The organism is Bradyrhizobium sp. UNPF46 (assembly GCF_006658625.1).
GTDB lineage: Bacteria > Pseudomonadota > Alphaproteobacteria > Rhizobiales > Xanthobacteraceae > Bradyrhizobium > Bradyrhizobium nitroreducens.
Genome location: NZ_LFJB01000086.1, coordinates 162,246 through 178,447, shown reverse-complemented (window position 1 = coordinate 178,447; position 16,202 = coordinate 162,246). Strand labels below are relative to the sequence as shown.

Here is a 16,202-nt window from a genome sequence, read left to right as displayed (position 1 = left end):
AGAAGGTCAAACGAGCAGGCTGGGAAGATGAATTCCTTCTCAGCCTTATCGGTCACATGCGATAGCCCTGCCTGGAGGGGGAGGGTGAAGCGCCACGCGCCTACGTCCCCTTCGCCATCCTCTCCAGCTTCCGCTGCAGCGGCGCCCAATACGTTCCCGGGCGGAAGCGCTGCAAGAGGTCCATGAAGCGGGCGTCGTTGCCGATCAGGATGCGCGGCTCGTTCTTTTCGATACCCTTGATGATGCGCAGCGCGGCGTCTTTCGGCGTGGTCTTCGCCGCGTTCTCGAACCGCTCGATCGACTGCGCGCGGCGGGCATTGTCGGTGACGCCGACGCCGGTGCGGGAGTTGCGCGCGATCGCGGTGGCGACGCCGCCGGGATGCACGACCGACAGTTTCACCGGGCTGCCTGCCACGCTGAGCTCATGCCGCACGCTCTCGGAAAAGCCGCGCACGGCGAATTTCGCCGCCGCATAGGCCGACTGTCCCGGCGGCGCGATGATGCCGAAGATCGAGGAGAGGTTGACGATATGCGCCTCTGCCCGCGTCTTCAGATGCGGCAGGAAGGCGCGCGTGCCGTGCACCACGCCCCAGAAATTGATGTCGAACAGCCAGTCCATCTGCGCCTGGTCGATCTCCTCGAACGAGCCCATCAGCGCCACGCCGGCATTGTTGACGACGATGCCGAGCGCGGGATGCGCGGAGATTGCTTCGCTCGCGAACCGCGCGATGTCGGCGGCCTCGCCGACGTCGACGCGGTGGACGCTGACCTTGCGCGTCGCGCCGATCTCCGCAGCCAGCGTCTTCAGCCCGGCCTCGTCGCGATCGGCGAGCGCAAGATCGCAGCCGCGCTGCGCAAGCTCGATGGCCAGCGCGCGGCCGATGCCGCTGGCCGCTCCCGTGATGGCGGCGGCGCCGCGAATCGCAGTCATGATGTCCCCCGTCAAGCCCCTGATGCCGGAACTATGCTTTACATTTTTTCAGAATGGAACCGAACCGCAGGCCAATTGGCTCCTTAACATACGTTAGGCGAGCAAGCCTTGGGAGCGCTCATGGGACAAGCACAACCATTTCGTGCCACCGCGCTGATCGTCGAGGACGACGTCATGCAACGGGAGATGCTCAGTCTCCTGCTGGAGGAGAGCGGCTACCAGGTCATCCAGTGCGAAAGCGCCGAGGCCGCCGAACGCGTCCTCGACAAGGACGCCGGCGCGCTCTGCTTGCTGCTGACCGACGTCCAGCTCGCCGGCCGCATGACCGGGGTCGAGCTCGCGCATGTCGCCAAGCACCGCAATCCCGGGCTCGACGTCGTCGTCACCTCCGGCCGCCCGTTGCGGCAGCCCTTGCCCGACGGTGCGAAATTCTGGGCCAAGCCCTGGGCGCCGCTCGACGTGCTGCGCGAAGCCGAGATCGCGCAGCTGTCGTGAGACGAAGGCTTCACTTGTTTCCCAGCAGGTCCAAATCAAACCCGTCATCCTGAGGTGCGCGCGCGGCGGCGCGATAGCGCCGTCGCGCAAGCCTCGAAGGATGCACGGCCCCGATGCAGCCGGGCCGTCGCCCTTCGAGGCTCGCCGAAGAGGCGAGCACCTCAGGGTGACGGGTTGACTGCCGTTAGGTGCCAATGGGCCGACCCTGGCTTCCCCGCCGCGATGCCGGGTGATAGCGTCTGCCCATGTCCTGGTCCTTCCTGCTTACCTCGCTCATCGTCGTCGCCTCGCCCGGCACCGGTGTGCTGTACACGCTGGCCGCGGCGCTGACGCGCGGCTCGCGCGCAAGCGTCGCCGCCGCCTTCGGCTGCACGCTCGGGATCGTGCCGCACATGGTTGCGGCGATGCTGGGGCTCGCCGCCGTGCTGCACACCAGCGCGCTCGCCTTCGCCGCGCTGAAATGGGGCGGCGTCGCCTATCTGCTCTACATGTCCTGGCAGGCGCTGCGCGAGAGCGGCGCGCTTTCGGTCGAGGGCAACATAAGCGAGCGTTCGAGCGGCCGCGTCATCGTCACCGGCTTTCTGATCAACATCCTCAATCCAAAGCTGTCGATCTTCTTCCTCGCCTTCCTGCCGCAGTTCATCGCCGCGGACGAGCACCATGTGCTGGCGCGCATGCTGGAATTGAGCGGCGCCTTCATGGCGATGACCTTTGCGGTGTTCGTCGTCTACGGCCTCTGCGCCGCCTCGGTGCGCGAGCGCGTCATCTCCCGCCCGCGCGTCATGGCCTGGCTGCGCCGCAGTTTTGCCGCGGGCTTCGCCGCGCTCGGCGCCAAGCTGGCCTTGGCGGAGCGGTAACTTCTTCTTTCCTCTCGAAGGTCGTCAAGCCCCGGCCATGACGAGACGGCAGCGTCCGCGTCTCCAACATCCAGCCAATAAAAAAGCGGGCTTCGCGCCCGCCACATCTCGACCCGACGCCCGGGCGGAGCGAGGCTCCACCCGGGCAAAGAACAAGCCTCGTTACTTCTTCTTCGCCTTCTTGGCCTTCTTCGCCTTCTTCTTCGCCGCCTTCTTCGCTTTCTTAGCCATAGGATCCTCTTAAGGGTTAATGGTGGAACGCGACACGAGGGATGCTCGGCGGAGGGCCAGCCTCGCAACATCCTCGATGATGAACTCAGCAGATTCGCAGGCGACTGCCCCGCGCAGTCACATCGCTGTCATCATGTTATCCACAGCTCAGATGCGTCTTCGGGTGATTTTGGTGCGCGAATCCGCATCGCCGCGCCGGCGATGCCCTGCGTGTGACAGACTTAACGATCCGCCAACGACCCCGCGCCGTTCATGAATCCAAAACCAAAGGCGGAACTTTCGAGGCTCGCAGTGAGACTCCATTAAGCGCGTCGCGCGCATGATCGCCCGCAAGAACACGGGGGCGGTATGTACGGACGTTTGCCAAACGAAGAGGGCGGGACCATGCGCGTCCCGCAGTCGCCATGCTGAGCGTGCCGACACTCTGGACCGTCATCGTCATCAACTTCCTGGCGCTGGGCCTGGTGTGGGCCTATGTGGCGCACGCCTATCCCAAGTTCGAGGCGGCGCGGTACTGGACGGCGGCGGCGGTGCTGGCCGCGGCAGGCGCGGCGATCTCGATGCTGCGCGACGTGATGGACCCGCGCTTTCCCCTGATCGGCGGCGGCGGCCTGATGATCTTTTCGTCCTGGCTCGCCTGCATGGGCGTGGCGCGGTTCTATCACCGGCCAGTGTCCTGGCCGGCGGCGATCGCCAATTCGGTGCTTTGCAGCGCCGGCCTTGCCTACTTCCTGGCCGTCTCCGACAACATTGCGATGCGGGTCGTGATCTACTCGCTGGCTCAGTCGACGCCGATCGTGCTGACGCTGCCGCTGCTGCTCGGCCAGCAGAACGGGCGGGAGAACCCCGGCGCACGGCTCGCTGCGATCGTGGGATTTCTGCTCCTGTCCATTCACGCCGTCCGCTCCGGCGCGGCGCTGCTCGGCTATGGCGGCGCCATCACGGCGATCAATTTCAACGGCTTGCAGTCGCTGATGATCCTGCTCCTGGTGTTCCTGGCCATGGGCTGGAATTTCGCCTGCCTGCTGATGGCGATCGAGCGGCTGCGCAACGAGGTTGCCGACCTCGCGCTGCTCGACGATCTCACCGGCGTCGCCAACCGGCGCCACCTGCTGCAGCGCCTCACCGAGGAATGCGCGCGCTCCGAGCGCAGCGGCACGCCGTTCTCGCTGCTGGTGATCGACCTCGACGGCTTCAAGGCCATCAACGACACCCACGGCCATGCCGCGGGCGACGCCTGCCTGAAGCACTTCACCCTGATGGCGCAGACGCGGCTGCGGCCCGGCGACATGCTCGCCCGTACCGGCGGCGACGAGTTCTGCGTCGTGCTGCCGTCCTCGTCCTTGCGCGAGGGCGCCGCGATCGCCCGCCGCGTGCTCGAGGTCTGCCGCCAGGATGCCGAGGCCTGCACCAGCAACGACATCCCGATCGCGATCTCGATCGGCGTCGCGCAGTGGGATCGCGGCATCGGCGCATTCCCGGACCGCCTGATGGCCAATGCCGACCACGCCCTCTATGCCGCCAAGAAGAACGGCAAGAACGACTTTGCCGTCTACGATCCGGTGCCGCCGCTGTCGCCCGAGCCGATCGGCAGCGGCGAGACCGCGCGCACATTTGCGTAGGCCCGTGCTACATCAGGGTCCGTGACTGGACCCCGCATGATGATTGCCCGCCTGCTCGCAGCCGCCCTGGCCGCGCTCTTTCTGATCGCCCCTGCCATCGCTGAGGATGCCGAGCTGGCAAAACTGGCGCGCGCCTCCGGCACGCCCGAGATTCCCGGCCTGAAAATCGTCTGGCTCGCGCCCTGGGGCGACGTTCGCGACGCAAGACCGTGGCGCAACATCATCGTGCACCAGACCGAGGGACCTGCCGGCTCGGCGCGCGGCGGCGCGCAGGCGCAGGCCAAGACCCCGACGCGGCGCGGCGTCACGGTCTGGGTCGAGACCAACGGCACGGTCTATTGGGCGGTCGCGGAAAACCTGGTGCCAACCCATGGCGACGGCGCCAACCGCAACGACAACAAATACATCGACAACAGCACGACCTATCGGCAGGTGGTGCGCGACAATTCGATCGGCGTCGAGTTCGCCGGCAATTACCCTGATGTGACGACGGGCCCGACCGCAGCGCAGGTTGCGGCATGGCAGATCCTGGTGAAGGTGCTGCGCGCGCGTTACGGCATCCCGCTCGATCACGTCTATGCGCACAACTGGATCGACTACAAGGACGCGCGCTATTGCGAAGGCTGCTGGCTCGCGACGCTGGCGAAGGTGTGGGGCGAGTAGGAACTGTCATTCCGGGGCGCGCGTAGCGCGAACCCGGAATCCACTCATCCACCAACTCTGTGGCCTGATGGATTCCGGGTTCGCGCCAGGAGGCGCGCCCCGGAATGACGACGGAGTTCACACCGGCTGCGACATCCAGCCGAACAGCCGCCGGATCAGACCCGGCCGCCCCGGCAATTCCGGCGGCTCGTCCACGGCCAGCACGCGTTTGAAGAAGTAATCCAGGAACACCATGTCGTTCGGCTCGGTGACGGTGAATTGCTCCTCGCCGAAGAACACGCTGTAACTGAAGAAGAACGGGCCCATGATCGGGATCGTCGCGGTCGAGGCGTAGTCCTTGGAGATCACGAACTCCGACGGCTCGAGCCCGTGCTCGCGCATCGCCCGCTCGACCAGCGGCAGCTTGCGCATGAACTGGGCGGAGAAGCCGCCGACGGTGGATTGCAGGATGATCGACACGGCAAGTGTCCGTTTGCTTGATGCTGGCCGCTCTCAATTTGGGTCGGTTGACCGGCGGGGCGGGTTCAAGATGCCTGGCATTGGCGTCCGCGAACATGCTGGACATCACACGCAAAAAAGCCGGCGTTGCCGCCGGCTTTTTCTCTCTTTCGATCCGCCAATCTCTCTTTGCGGCGAAGCCCCGCTTAATGCGCGGCTTCCAGCGCGGCCTGCTCGGCCCTTGCGATCGTGCCCTTGACCGCGGACTGCACCTTCTCGAAGGCGCGGACCTCGATCTGGCGGACGCGCTCGCGCGACACGCCGAACTCGGCGGCAAGGTCTTCCAGCGTCATCGGCTCATCGGCGAGGCGGCGCGCCTCGAAGATGCGGCGTTCGCGCGGGTTGAGCACGCCCATGGCGCCGTTCAGGGCGTCACGGCGGTGATCATACTCCTCGTGCTCCGCCATCATGGCTTCCTGGTTGGGCGTGTTGTCGACCAGCCAGTCCTGCCATTCGCCGGCTTCGCCGTCGTCGCGGATCGGCGCGTTGAGCGACGCGTCGCCGCCGAGGCGGCGGTTCATGTCGATCACGTCCTGGTCCGTGACGCCGAGGCGCTTGGCAATGATCTTCACCTGGTCGGGGCGGAGATCGCCTTCGTCCAGCGCGTTGATCTTGCTCTTCGCCTTGCGCAGGTTGAAGAACAGCTTCTTCTGGTTCGCGGTGGTGCCCATCTTCACGAGCGACCAGGAACGCAGGATGTACTCTTGAATCGACGCCTTGATCCACCACATGGCGTAGGTGGCGAGACGGAATCCCTTCTCGGGTTCGAAACGCTTCACCGCCTGCATCAGGCCGACATTGCCTTCCGAGACGACCTCGGAGATCGGCAAGCCGTAGCCGCGATAGCCCATGGCGATCTTGGCGACGAGCCGGAGATGGCTGGTGACGAGTTGGTGCGCCGCGTCGCGATCGTCATGCTCGCGCCAACGCTTGGCGAGCATGTATTCCTGCTGGGGTTCCAGCATCGGGAATTTGCGGATCTCGGCGAGGTAGCGAGATAGGCCGGATTCTCCATTGAGGACCGGCAAAGCAGCGGTACGGGCCATTGTGCGCCCTCCAAAGGTTCAGGCCCCCGATAGCGGCGGGCCAGGCAGACGACCGCTGTGTCAAAGCCGGTCGGGCTGCGATGTTCCGCGTCGGTCATTTCCAACGCAGGCGCAATATACCCCATCGGGGGTCGAAAAGGGAAGGATTGCTGACGTCACGTCCCCGTGTGGCAGCTATAACTTTTTGTAATGTAACGCTTTTCTTAAGACCCCTGCGTCATAGCGCCGCTTTGAGGGCACTCTGCAGGAGAAGCAAATCCTCCGGCAAAGGCGCCTCCCAGTGGAGTAATTCTCCGCTTCTCGGGTGCTCCAATACCAGAAGATAGGCATGCAGGGCCTGCCGTCCGAGCGCGGCGAGGGCGGCCTGCGACTCGGGGCCAAGCTGGTTGGCCTTGGTCTTGAAATGCGGGCCATAGACCGCATCGCCCATCAGGGGATGGCCGATATGGGCGAGGTGGACGCGGATCTGGTGGGTGCGCCCGGTCTCGAGCTCACAGGCGAGCAGCGTTGCGATCGGCTTGCCGTCGCGCCCCGTAAAGCTCTCCAGGATCTCCCAATGCGTCACCGCCTCGCGGCCGCCCTGGCGCACCGCCATCTTCTCGCGCGCATGCGGATGGCGGTCGATCGGGGCATCCACGGTGCCGCGATGCCGGCCGGGCACGCCCCAGGCAAAGGCCATGTAGCCGCGCCGCATCTCGCCGGTGCGGCCGTGATCGGCGAATTGGGCCGACAGCGAGGCGTGGGCCATGTCGTTCTTGGCGACCACCATCAGCCCGGTCGTGTCCTTGTCGAGCCGGTGCACGATGCCGGGCCGGCGCACGCCGCCGATGCCCGAGAGCGAGGCGCCGCAATGGGCGATCAGCGCGTTCACCAGCGTCCCCGTCTCGTGGCCGGCGGCGGGGTGGACGACGAGGCCCTTGGGCTTGTTGATGACGATGATGTCGTCGTCCTCGAACACGATGTCGAGGGCGATCTTCTCGCCTTTGGGCTCGGCGGGCGCCGCCTCCGGCACCTCGATTGTGATCGTATCGCCGGATGCGACGTGATAAGCGGGGTCGCGGACGGGGGTGGCCTTCAGGCTCACCGCGCCCGCCAGGATCAGGGTTTTGAGCCTTGATCGCGACAGGTCCGGCAGGCGCGCCGCCAGCACGCGGTCGAGCCGGGCCGAGCCCTCGTCGCCCTCGACCACGACCTCTAACCTCTGCGCTGAACCCGGGCTTTCCATGACGACGTCTGATACCGCTGTTCCCGAACCGACCCCCGAGCAGGCCGCGCTGTTCGCGCGGGTGCGGCGGATGATGCTGATCGCGGGGTTGACCACGGCGCTGGCTGTCTGCGCCGTGCTGATCGCGGTGGGCTACCGCCTTTTCAAGTCGGAGGGAAGGGCGGTCGAGCCCGCCGGCGACGTCACGGCCATCCTGCCCAAGGGCGCCAAAATCGTCTCCACCGGGATCGCCGGCGACCGCCTCGTGGTCACCCTGGACCTCGGCGGGGTCATCGAGATCCGCACCTTCGACGCCCGCACCTTGAAGCCGACCGGAAAGCTGAAATTCGCCAATGAGCCGTAAAAGCCCCATCGGGGTCCTTGCGGCGGACAAATTTCGAGGTTATTGGCTAGCCCACACGCTCCCTTCGTCTAGCGGTTAGGACGCGGCCCTCTCAAGGCTGAAACAGGGGTTCGATTCCCCTAGGGAGCGCCAGCAAACTCAGGCACTTAGGTAGCCATCAGCCACGTTCGTCGAATAATGGTTGAATAAGACGCTGGTGAACAGCGGCGAACGCTTGGGGAATCTGCTGCCCACATCATCAGACCTATCCTCGGCGCGACTCCTCACTGTCGCTGGCGCATTCGCGAAAAATTTCCTCGTCGCCCTTGGTGTCCGGAAATATTCAAACCGTCGCTGACGTGCGCTGTCGTACGCGAGCGCCCTCGGATGCTCGCATTGACGTTGCTCGTCGCACAATCAACTCTTGTCCTGTCGAGCGTTGTGCGAATAGGAGGGCCACGTGAGATACAATCGACGAGAGAAAACTGGCGGACAACAGTCACAAGTCAGTCTATCCGCTCCGAAAGTCGCAGAACCGAGCACGCCATTCGCCCAGCGGCTCACTTGCACGATTGACGATGCATGCGAAGCGACCGGCTTGGGACGCACGAAGCTTTACGAGTTGATAGGAGCTCGGCGTATCGTCACGACAACGATCGGACGGCGGCGACTAGTAGTGGTGCGCTCACTTGTGGCGCTCCTTGACACCAACATGTCGAACTAATGGACGTGCGACTTAAGGGAGCAACCCCACTTTGAACGCGCTTTTCCTCAGGCACTCATTTGATGAAACGACCGTACTCACTTAGCCGGTCGAGCCCGGGAGCCCAACACCGCATCATCCGCACGGCGCGCCTGTCAGAATTCGGCGGCATGGGTATATGCGCCGCGGATCTCATTCGCCGCCATGCGCAAGTCGACGTTCGATCGCATACGCTTGCACCTGCCGCTTTCGTTCGGGGACGTTGACGCGGTGGATCGCACACCATGAATGGTCAATTCGATCTGGTCGAATCTGAGACGCGCGGCGCTGCGTTAAGGGTGCTGTCAATGATTGGGCGATGCCAGGATCTCACCGACGGGAAGAGATATCTTGATCCGCCAGTGATTTTGGCGGGTATGCGCCATTCCCCGTCAGCCAGGCTGAACTCGGTCCATTCCGCCTGTCGCAACTCGACGAGGTCGCGCAATGTCCAGCGGAGCTAGTTCGGGGCATAACTCGTCGCGGCGTCCTCGTAGGACCGCTCAACGATCCATGGCGGCGGGAAACGGCGGGGATCGGCCATCCTGTATTTGAGAACAAAGCTAGAACAATAGGCAATGATGAAGTAAGGTGGTGCGATCAGAAGATGAGAATCAGAGGTTGCGCGGAACCCGGTGGAACCCCACATAGAGATCAAGGGGGTTAAAAGCGCACTAAATCTGGGGGGCCAGAATGGCCGATTATTGGGAAGTTGATTTTCTACAGGTAAATTCGTCCCGCAGCGGGGACGCGATTACCGCTCGGTATCAGGTCGGTTCGACCTTCTGGGTTCATGTCATCGACGGCGGCTACGCGGCCGACGCTGAGCGGATCGCACGGCATATCCGCCAGCGTTACGCCACAAACATCATCGACCACATGATCGTCACGCATCCCGATCAGGACCATGCCGAGGGGCTGGCTGGGCTTGCCGAGCTTTGCGAGGTGAGAAATCTCTGGATGCTGCGGCCTTGGCACTACGCCGACGAGCTGATGCCCTATTTCACGACCTACTCTTCCGTCGATCGGCTCATCTCGAAACTGCGCTCGTCATACCCGTACATCGACGCGCTTGAGAAGGTCGCAATCAAGAACAAAATCTCCATCTCCGAGCCGTTCCAAAACGCGAGCATCGGTATGTTCAAGGTGCTGGCGCCTTCGCCGCAGCGCTGGGCGCATCTGGTAATCGATTCCGACAAGACCCCGGAGAACGAAGATACCGGCATTCTGGGCAATCTCTTCGAGATAGCGAAGTCAGCCGTCCGCTTCATTAAGGCTGGCTGGGGCAGCGAAAAGTTCTCAGCGGAGGACACCAGCAACGAAAATGAAATGAGCGTCGTCCAGTATATGAATTTCAACGGCAGCAAGGTCGTGCTGACGGGCGATGCTGGCCGTGGCGGCATGATCGAAGCGGCGGTCTACGCGCCCCAAGCTGGACTGATTTTGCCCGGTGTAAGCCACTTCCAAGCGCCGCATCACGGCGGACGGCGGAACGTTAATTCGGAGATCCTCGATACCTGGCTCGGGCCAGTCGTGCCGAGTCTTCCTGCGCCTGGCACTGAACTGTTCACCGCTGTGATCAGCGCGTCAGCCGAAGATGCGGCACACCCGCGTAAGGCAGTGCGGCGCGGTCTGCTTCATCGTGGTGCAAAGCTCTTGACGACCGAAGAGCACAATATCTGGCTTCACAGCACAGGCGCTCCCGCGCGCCCCGATTATCACGCCCTGCCGAACAATCCCTATCCCGACGAGCAGGAGGATTAAGGCGTGTTCAAGTATCTCGACCCGTACACGCTGCGCGCTCGCCTGTCCCCCGCAATCATCGCAGCAGCCCCCGCATTCGCGGCAATCGCGCTGCTGCTGTCGTGGACGCAGTTCTCGCTGTCCAACACCATCGCGTCCGTGGGGCTAGTCGCGCTCCTGTTTGCCCTGGCCGATATCGCGCGGCGGCGCGGCAAGAAAATCCAACCTCAGGTCTATGCCGAGCTTGGCGGCATGCCCTCGACCACCATGCTCCGGCACAGCGACCCGACGTTCGACGCGGCATCCAAAGCCCGGTATGTCGCGTTCCTGGCCGGCAAGATCAATGAGGCTGCGCCGACCGAGGCGCAAGAGAAGGCCGATCCGGCGGCAGCGGACGCCTTCTACACCCGCTGCGGTGATTGGTTGCGCGAGAACACCCGCAACGCCAAAAAGTTCAACATCCTGTTCAACGAGAACGTGACCTACGGCTTCCGGCGCAACCTGCTCGGAATGAAATGGTCAGCGCTAGCTCTGAATCTGCTGGTGGTCATTGTTAGCGGGTGCGTGCTGTACCACGGCTCGGTCCCGTTTCAGAATATCCAGCATGTCGAGGAGCGCGTTATCGTCGTGTTCGTTGTCGCGGTGTTGCACGCGCTCTATATCGGGTTCGGCGTGAACCGCGCGGCGGTAGCAGAGGCAGCCAAGTCATATGCCCGGCAGCTCGTTCTCTCCAGCGAAACGTTGTTGGGGAAGGTGAAGCTTGCGCCTGCGGCAAAGCCGCCCAAGACGCCCAAGAAAGACAAGTAGGACGACATGACCGGCGATGAAATGAAACAGCGCAATATTGAAATGATGGGCGAGGCGCTCGGTATTCAATACACTGCACTGTTTCAGGAGTTCGCGTCGCTGAACCTCTACTGGAAGGAATTTCTGGAGCTGTTCGGCACGAACGACAAGCGCATTGCGCGCATGAATAAGTCAGCGCCGGGCTTCTTCCAGATGCTCCAAGAGCAACAATTCGAGACAAACATGTCTCATCTCGCACGCCTGACCGATTCCCCCAAGTCGGTCGGCAAGGAAAACCTGACCATACAGAATTTGTCCGAATTGGTTGCCGATCCGGGCCTGAAAATCGATCTGGAAAAATTCGTTGAGGATATCAAAGAGAAAACGAAGTTCTGCCGAGACTGGCGCAATCGTCGGTTCGCCCATCATGACCTGTTGCTTGCCACCAAGGACAGCAGGGCGAAACCCCTAGAACCGGCTACGAAGGAAAAGATCGTTGCCGCCATGCAAGCGATTTCGGACATGCTGAATGTGATGGAGCGGTTCTATTACCGAGGTGGTTGTGCCTTCGATGTTATCGCTGCGCACAACGGTGCAAACACGCTGCTTTACCTCTTGGGGTTTGGCGTCATGGGACGCGACGAGATGATCGAGCGGATCAACAAGGGTGATTTCTCGGGCGGTGACACGCCTGAGCACATTTAGCACATGCGACCCGACCTATTAGAAGCCCAGGCCTGTGTCGATTGGCCCATGAGCCAATTTGGCGACCTGAACAAGCGGCTCGAAGAGTGGTTGACGCGCGGTGTAACGATTGAGCTGAAAGAGCTTCCCCCGCCGGCTGAATCGAACCTCATCGTCGCTACCGAGAACGAATTGCTGCCTCTCCATTTTCAGGCGGAGGTTGGCGCATATATAAACTCGATCCGCAGCAGCCTCGATGTGCTGGCGATGGTGCTGGTGAAAAGGCACAATCTGCAAATCCGAGAGAGTCGCGTCTTCTTCCCGATCGTCAAAAGCAAAGAGGAATTTGAGCGAACCGGAAGCGATGCGCAGAAATTCCTCGAAGGTCTGCCCAAGCTAGAGCGGCAGTTAATGGAGCATCTGAAGCCGTACCAAGGCGGCAATGATGCCCTGTGGGCGTTGCATCATCTCGACATCGTTCGGAAACATCGTCGTCTCCTCAACGCGCGGCTCAGGCCAATCCATATGTCGATCCAAGGCACACTCGCCGAAGGCGACTTTACGCCGCTGGGCGGTGAAGGCTCGATCCAAGTCGGCGCTGAAACGGTGCTTGGAATGATAAAGAAGGGTGTGCCGCCGCTCGCAGTCCACACCCGGTTCTACGTTGGTATCGATGAGGAGGGCTTCGCTGCGAGGAAACCGGCTACCGCGGTGTTGGTGCAACTAATCAACGCAGCTACCTACGCCATCAAGCTGTTCGACGATTCATGACGAACAATATACATTTTGCGAAGCGTCACGCGCGCAAGTTTTCTACGCCGGGACGGGCGCAAGCTTCAACCATCCGAGCGGGCGGTAGCTATTGATGATGGCCTCCACACGCTCGATGTCCTCAGTGACATCTTCTGCCTCGTAAATCTTGAGGGGATAGCCTTGTCAGAGCAAGTAACTACTGAGGCGCCGCAGCTAGCGCCAGCGAAGCCCGCGGTCACGGCGTCGCAAGTGATCGCCTTTATCAAGGAATATTTTGTCCTTGTCTCGGCGGCGGCGCTACTGCTCGGTGTCACGCTATCGACGACGTTCCTGGCCGCGTACCTTTCGGTGTTCGATTGGCATCTGCTCTGGTTCGTCCAGTACACGGACATTATCACGTTCGGCCTGCTCGCTGTCGGCGTCATCACGGGGTCTCTGACATTCATTCAGGCGTCGGCGCAAACGGTGCTTGGCTTGTTCGGCATGAAGGGAAAGAGCCAGCGCGCGCATGCGGTCTTCCTATTCTTCTTCATCGCTGCCATCATCGCGTTTCAGGTATGGGGCGCGAGACTCAATGGCGACGGCTACTTCCATGTCCTGATGGGAGCGATGGTCCTGGGCCTTGGCATCGTTATCATCATGCAGGTCATGGGTTATGTGATGGCGGCAACGTTTCCGAACACGACACAGGCATTTTGGCTGATCCTGTCGTTGGGGTTCGCGACCGTTAGCCTGGGCCAATGGCTCGGCTACTCGGTGCAAGAATCAGCGAAAGGACAAGAGATCACGCTGAAGGACAAGACTCTTAGCGATGTGAAAGTGGTGCTTGTTATGTCGCGGCACACGATATTGTTGAAAGACGGTATGCTCTATGTCGTGCCAACGGCGGATATCACGAGCTTCAAGGGTGGCGACCAATTCACGCCGTCGAAACCGGCCGCGAAGTAAGGCACAGTTCCGTACTGTTCCTCCAGCCCGCAAGAAGCAGGCCATGTGAGGTGGAATTAGAAGAGGCTTGCTTAAGCAAGTGTTCTTCTTTCGCGACGAGCGTCCCCAAAGACAATCCTTGTCCATCGGCACGAGGCCATTGCTTGCCGCTGTCGCTCGCCCATGTCGTAACCCGCCATGTCATCGAGCTGCTCGCGCAGCTTGTCCACTCCGGCAGCGTCGCCGTCGGCGGCAAGGATCGGTAGATCGGCCCATACGCTTGCGAGGGTTTTCCGGCAAGATCCGTGTGACGTGCATTCTCAAGAGTCTCTATTCCGACCTTGCGAACTGGGCGAACGCCTAGCGCCTCGGTGTCCTCCACAAGAGTCCCGTTCAGGGGCTCTTTGGCTTCCCATACTGGTGATCGACGATAGGGCGGCAAATTGCTTCTACCTGTGTCCGAAACCCGTCCGCGAGATCCCCGATCTTGTCCTTATCCTTGCTCTCCGTCGGTCCGCGATAGACTATTTCTTTTATCTCTCGCAATTGGTCCCTCGAAAACGCATCATCGTCGTCGTATTCAATGCGACCCATCTCGAACAGTTGCCCGGCCGCGGCCTCAAGCTGAGTACGAGCGCTGTATAAGCGCGAGAATATTTGTTCCGTTTCGGCCCCGAATACCGCCATGAAACGAGGCTCAATCTTTGTAACGCGGTCGAAGAACTCGGCGCTGTTCTGTATTCGCTTCAGCACCGCATACGGGCTTCGTTGAGCTTCTCTGAGCTGAATCTTGATGCCGCCGGGGACGGCATAGCTTTCGTCGCTTCCGTCTTCGTGTTCGTCACTGGTGAATGCCCGAGCTCGGATCGACTGGAAAACAAACTTCGATTCGTACGCGAGCGTTAGGGCGTCAAGGGCGACTTCGATGCGGCGCTCTTCAATCTTCTCGCGCTTGAATTTGGCGAAGGACTTAAGTCCGAGGACAGCCACAGTGCCGGTGACCGCAATGCCAATCAGAGTTACAACGGGCGCGGTAAAATCCTTGAAGAACTCATACAGGTAGGTATGTTGCACGCCACTTCCTTACTTGCCGTAAACGCCACGGTAGAGGCGCTCCAATTCAGAATTCAAGATTTCAATATTTCTGCAAACGTCGTTCGCTCTTTCCCTAGAGTCTTGTGTCGGCCCGAATTCGATTATTTCTTCGATCCTCGAACGAATCATGCTCTTGCCATATTGATAATCGGTCAGGATCGAATCGAGTTGGCGCGAAACCTTCGAGCCCGCGAGCTTGCCTCGAAGCATCGCAAGGTCCACCAGCGTTTGGTTCACCTTTTCCTGCGAGGATCGGAATTTCTTTTTCAGCTCGACGAATGTCTTTTTTTCTTTGTCGCCTTTCGCAATGTTTTTGAGCAGGCCTAACATGCCATCGCCCCAGAACATGAGCTGACCGGCTTGCGCTGCGGCCTTCCGCTCGTTTCGCTGTGCCCACGCGTCAACGAACGGACGCAATAGAGCGATCACCGCCGATTCTGACTCTGCCATGACATACCCCGGCCCCGACTTTCCCCTGGAATCTCAAATTCCGGGGAGATGGAACCATATGAACCACACAACTTACAAGCTTTACGGCAAGTCTTGGTAGCAGTCCTCATTCCTGTTCTCTGGCAACGACACCGATCCAATGGCAGGGAGACAGTCGGTCCTTTCCCTGCTTTCGCATCAATGCCCTTACGAGAGCCTGATTTGCGTTTTCGTTTTGCAGCGGTCGTATTTTACGTCGTTTAATCCAAACCGACGTTTGCTGTGTGGAGTGAAAGAACCGAGATTGGCTGGTGGGGGAAGCAAACACACCAAAGGCGCGTCCGTTTCCTTCAGCAAATGAGGCTCAAGATATAAAGTACCCAAGCGTCCTTTATCCTCGCGCCTCTCGGCCTACGATCCTTCCCAGTGCTCATTGATGATATTTCGCCGAGCTAGAGCCTCGGACTCAAGTTGCGCCAGGAAACCGGTGCAAACGCCACACGCTTGCTCGGCGAGATCCTTATCACCGAGCGTTTTCGCATATTCCGCCGGCTTCGGTTCGAGTGCTTCGATGTAGACCTTTCGCAGATAGGCCATCTTCTCGTCGATTTCTTCCGAGTCGAGATTGTGGGCCAGCTTGTTGCGGAGCTGGTTTATTGCCCAGAAGACCGGCCACATCTCATCGTTGACCCGGCTAGCCGCCAGAGAGACCGCGAAGTTGCCTTTCACATGAAAATTCGTTCGGTCTAGCTTCACCTGCTCAGGATTGAAAAGCGCTTCCTCAAGAAACTCATTTAGCGCTTCTTCCATGATAAGGTGGCCCTCAAGGACAGCGAGCCTCAGACCGACCAATTTCTTGCGGCGCTCCTGAGCGGCTGCGACCCGCTCTTTTATTTCCTCTTCGTTGAGCTTCATCTTTCCCTCCCGGCGCGTTCTGGTTGATCATGCATTCATCGTGGCGGGTGGGGAGATCACGAAGGCGGCACGCAATTGGCTCGGCGGCAAACTGGACCAGACCAAACGCAGCCAGATTATTTTCATGGACCGCGAGGATATTTTGAATCTGTTCGTCGTGAATAACATTCCCTTGCCGGCGGCGGCACTTCCCGATCGGCCTCAATCCTCCATGGACGACGATATTCCCTTTTGACCC

19 protein-coding genes and 1 tRNA gene are annotated in these 16,202 nt (G+C 61.0%); 13 read left to right on the top strand and 7 right to left on the bottom strand.

The genetic code is table 11. The annotated features are described in order from the left end of the window. Window positions 1-100 precede the first annotated feature (100 nt). The gene (locus UNPF46_RS31610; RefSeq protein WP_142252643.1) at window positions 101-931 is read right to left on the bottom strand and encodes an SDR family NAD(P)-dependent oxidoreductase; all 831 of its coding nucleotides are present in this window, start codon (window positions 929-931) and stop codon (window positions 101-103) included. A 120-nt stretch (window positions 932-1,051) separates the two neighbouring features. On the opposite strand from UNPF46_RS31610, the gene UNPF46_RS31605 reads away from it, so the two are divergent. From UNPF46_RS31605 to UNPF46_RS31590, 4 genes are all read left to right on the top strand, one after another. Then, window positions 1,052-1,426 carry a response regulator gene (locus UNPF46_RS31605; protein WP_142252642.1) on the top strand — a complete coding sequence of 125 codons (375 nt, stop codon included), beginning with the start codon at window positions 1,052-1,054 and terminating at the stop codon, window positions 1,424-1,426. A gap of 245 nt (window positions 1,427-1,671) precedes the next feature. Then, window positions 1,672-2,283 carry a LysE family translocator gene (locus UNPF46_RS31600; RefSeq protein WP_142252641.1) on the top strand — a complete coding sequence of 204 codons (612 nt, stop codon included), beginning with the start codon at window positions 1,672-1,674 and terminating at the stop codon, window positions 2,281-2,283. 635 nt (window positions 2,284-2,918) lie between these two features. Then, window positions 2,919-4,136, top strand: a complete 1,218-nt coding sequence (locus UNPF46_RS31595) for a GGDEF domain-containing protein (RefSeq protein WP_142252640.1) — start codon at window positions 2,919-2,921, stop codon at window positions 4,134-4,136. A 36-nt stretch (window positions 4,137-4,172) separates the two neighbouring features. Next, window positions 4,173-4,799 (top strand): peptidoglycan recognition protein family protein, encoded by a 627-nt coding sequence (locus tag UNPF46_RS31590; protein ID WP_142252639.1) that lies wholly within the window; start codon window positions 4,173-4,175, stop codon window positions 4,797-4,799. A 117-nt stretch (window positions 4,800-4,916) separates the two neighbouring features. On the opposite strand, the gene UNPF46_RS31580 is transcribed toward UNPF46_RS31590, so the two are convergent. The 3 genes from UNPF46_RS31580 to UNPF46_RS31570 all read right to left on the bottom strand — a co-directional run bounded on the left by UNPF46_RS31580 (window position 4,917) and on the right by UNPF46_RS31570 (window position 7,568). Beyond that, window positions 4,917-5,258: a hypothetical protein gene (locus tag UNPF46_RS31580; RefSeq protein ID WP_142252637.1), complete on the bottom strand. Its 342-nt coding sequence runs from the start codon at window positions 5,256-5,258 to the stop codon at window positions 4,917-4,919. 185 nt (window positions 5,259-5,443) lie between these two features. Continuing rightward, window positions 5,444-6,343 carry an RNA polymerase sigma factor RpoH gene (gene rpoH / locus UNPF46_RS31575; protein ID WP_100178250.1) on the bottom strand — a complete coding sequence of 300 codons (900 nt, stop codon included), beginning with the start codon at window positions 6,341-6,343 and terminating at the stop codon, window positions 5,444-5,446. Between the two features lie 217 nt (window positions 6,344-6,560). Continuing rightward, entirely contained in the window at window positions 6,561-7,568 is a 1,008-nt protein-coding gene (locus UNPF46_RS31570; protein WP_100178251.1) for an RluA family pseudouridine synthase, read from the bottom strand. Here UNPF46_RS31570 and UNPF46_RS31565 point away from each other — a divergent pair. From UNPF46_RS31565 to UNPF46_RS31530, 8 genes are all read left to right on the top strand, one after another. Then, window positions 7,567-7,911, top strand: coding sequence for a hypothetical protein (locus tag UNPF46_RS31565; RefSeq protein ID WP_142252636.1), 345 nt, complete (start codon window positions 7,567-7,569; stop codon window positions 7,909-7,911). The genes UNPF46_RS31570 and UNPF46_RS31565 overlap by 2 nt on opposite strands. Before the next feature lie 57 nt (window positions 7,912-7,968). Next, window positions 7,969-8,043, top strand: a tRNA-Glu gene (locus tag UNPF46_RS31560). A gap of 307 nt (window positions 8,044-8,350) precedes the next feature. Next, window positions 8,351-8,614: a helix-turn-helix domain-containing protein gene (locus UNPF46_RS38775; protein ID WP_210248364.1), complete on the top strand. Its 264-nt coding sequence runs from the start codon at window positions 8,351-8,353 to the stop codon at window positions 8,612-8,614. 711 nt (window positions 8,615-9,325) lie between these two features. Continuing rightward, entirely contained in the window at window positions 9,326-10,396 is a 1,071-nt protein-coding gene (locus tag UNPF46_RS31550; RefSeq protein WP_142252635.1) for a ComEC/Rec2 family competence protein, read from the top strand. 3 nt (window positions 10,397-10,399) lie between these two features. Continuing rightward, window positions 10,400-11,182, top strand: a complete 783-nt coding sequence (locus UNPF46_RS31545; protein WP_142252634.1) for a hypothetical protein — start codon at window positions 10,400-10,402, stop codon at window positions 11,180-11,182. Between the two features lie 6 nt (window positions 11,183-11,188). After that, the gene (locus tag UNPF46_RS31540; protein WP_142252633.1) at window positions 11,189-11,866 is read left to right on the top strand and encodes an AbiU2 domain-containing protein; all 678 of its coding nucleotides are present in this window, start codon (window positions 11,189-11,191) and stop codon (window positions 11,864-11,866) included. A gap of 48 nt (window positions 11,867-11,914) precedes the next feature. Continuing rightward, the gene (locus UNPF46_RS31535) at window positions 11,915-12,616 is read left to right on the top strand and encodes a hypothetical protein (RefSeq protein ID WP_142252632.1); all 702 of its coding nucleotides are present in this window, start codon (window positions 11,915-11,917) and stop codon (window positions 12,614-12,616) included. A 15-nt stretch (window positions 12,617-12,631) separates the two neighbouring features. Next, entirely contained in the window at window positions 12,632-13,546 is a 915-nt protein-coding gene (locus tag UNPF46_RS31530) for a hypothetical protein (RefSeq protein WP_142252631.1), read from the top strand. 372 nt (window positions 13,547-13,918) lie between these two features. On the opposite strand, the gene UNPF46_RS31525 is transcribed toward UNPF46_RS31530, so the two are convergent. From UNPF46_RS31525 to UNPF46_RS31515, 3 genes are all read right to left on the bottom strand, one after another. Continuing rightward, window positions 13,919-14,599, bottom strand: a complete 681-nt coding sequence (locus UNPF46_RS31525; protein ID WP_142252630.1) for a hypothetical protein — start codon at window positions 14,597-14,599, stop codon at window positions 13,919-13,921. Between the two features lie 9 nt (window positions 14,600-14,608). Further along, a complete protein-coding gene (locus UNPF46_RS31520; RefSeq protein WP_142252629.1) occupies window positions 14,609-15,070 on the bottom strand; it encodes a hypothetical protein in 462 nt (153 codons plus the stop codon). Window positions 15,071-15,460: 390 nt separating this feature from the next. Beyond that, on the bottom strand, window positions 15,461-15,964 hold the full coding sequence (locus UNPF46_RS31515; RefSeq protein WP_142252628.1) for a hypothetical protein: 504 nt from the start codon (window positions 15,962-15,964) through the stop codon (window positions 15,461-15,463). Between UNPF46_RS31515 and UNPF46_RS31510 the strand changes: the two genes are divergently transcribed. Next, complete coding sequence (locus tag UNPF46_RS31510) at window positions 15,954-16,199, top strand: hypothetical protein (protein WP_210248363.1); 246 nt, start codon at window positions 15,954-15,956, stop codon at window positions 16,197-16,199. The two genes, UNPF46_RS31515 and UNPF46_RS31510, sit on opposite strands and share 11 nt — an antisense overlap. The last annotated feature ends 3 nt before the right edge of the window (window positions 16,200-16,202 follow it).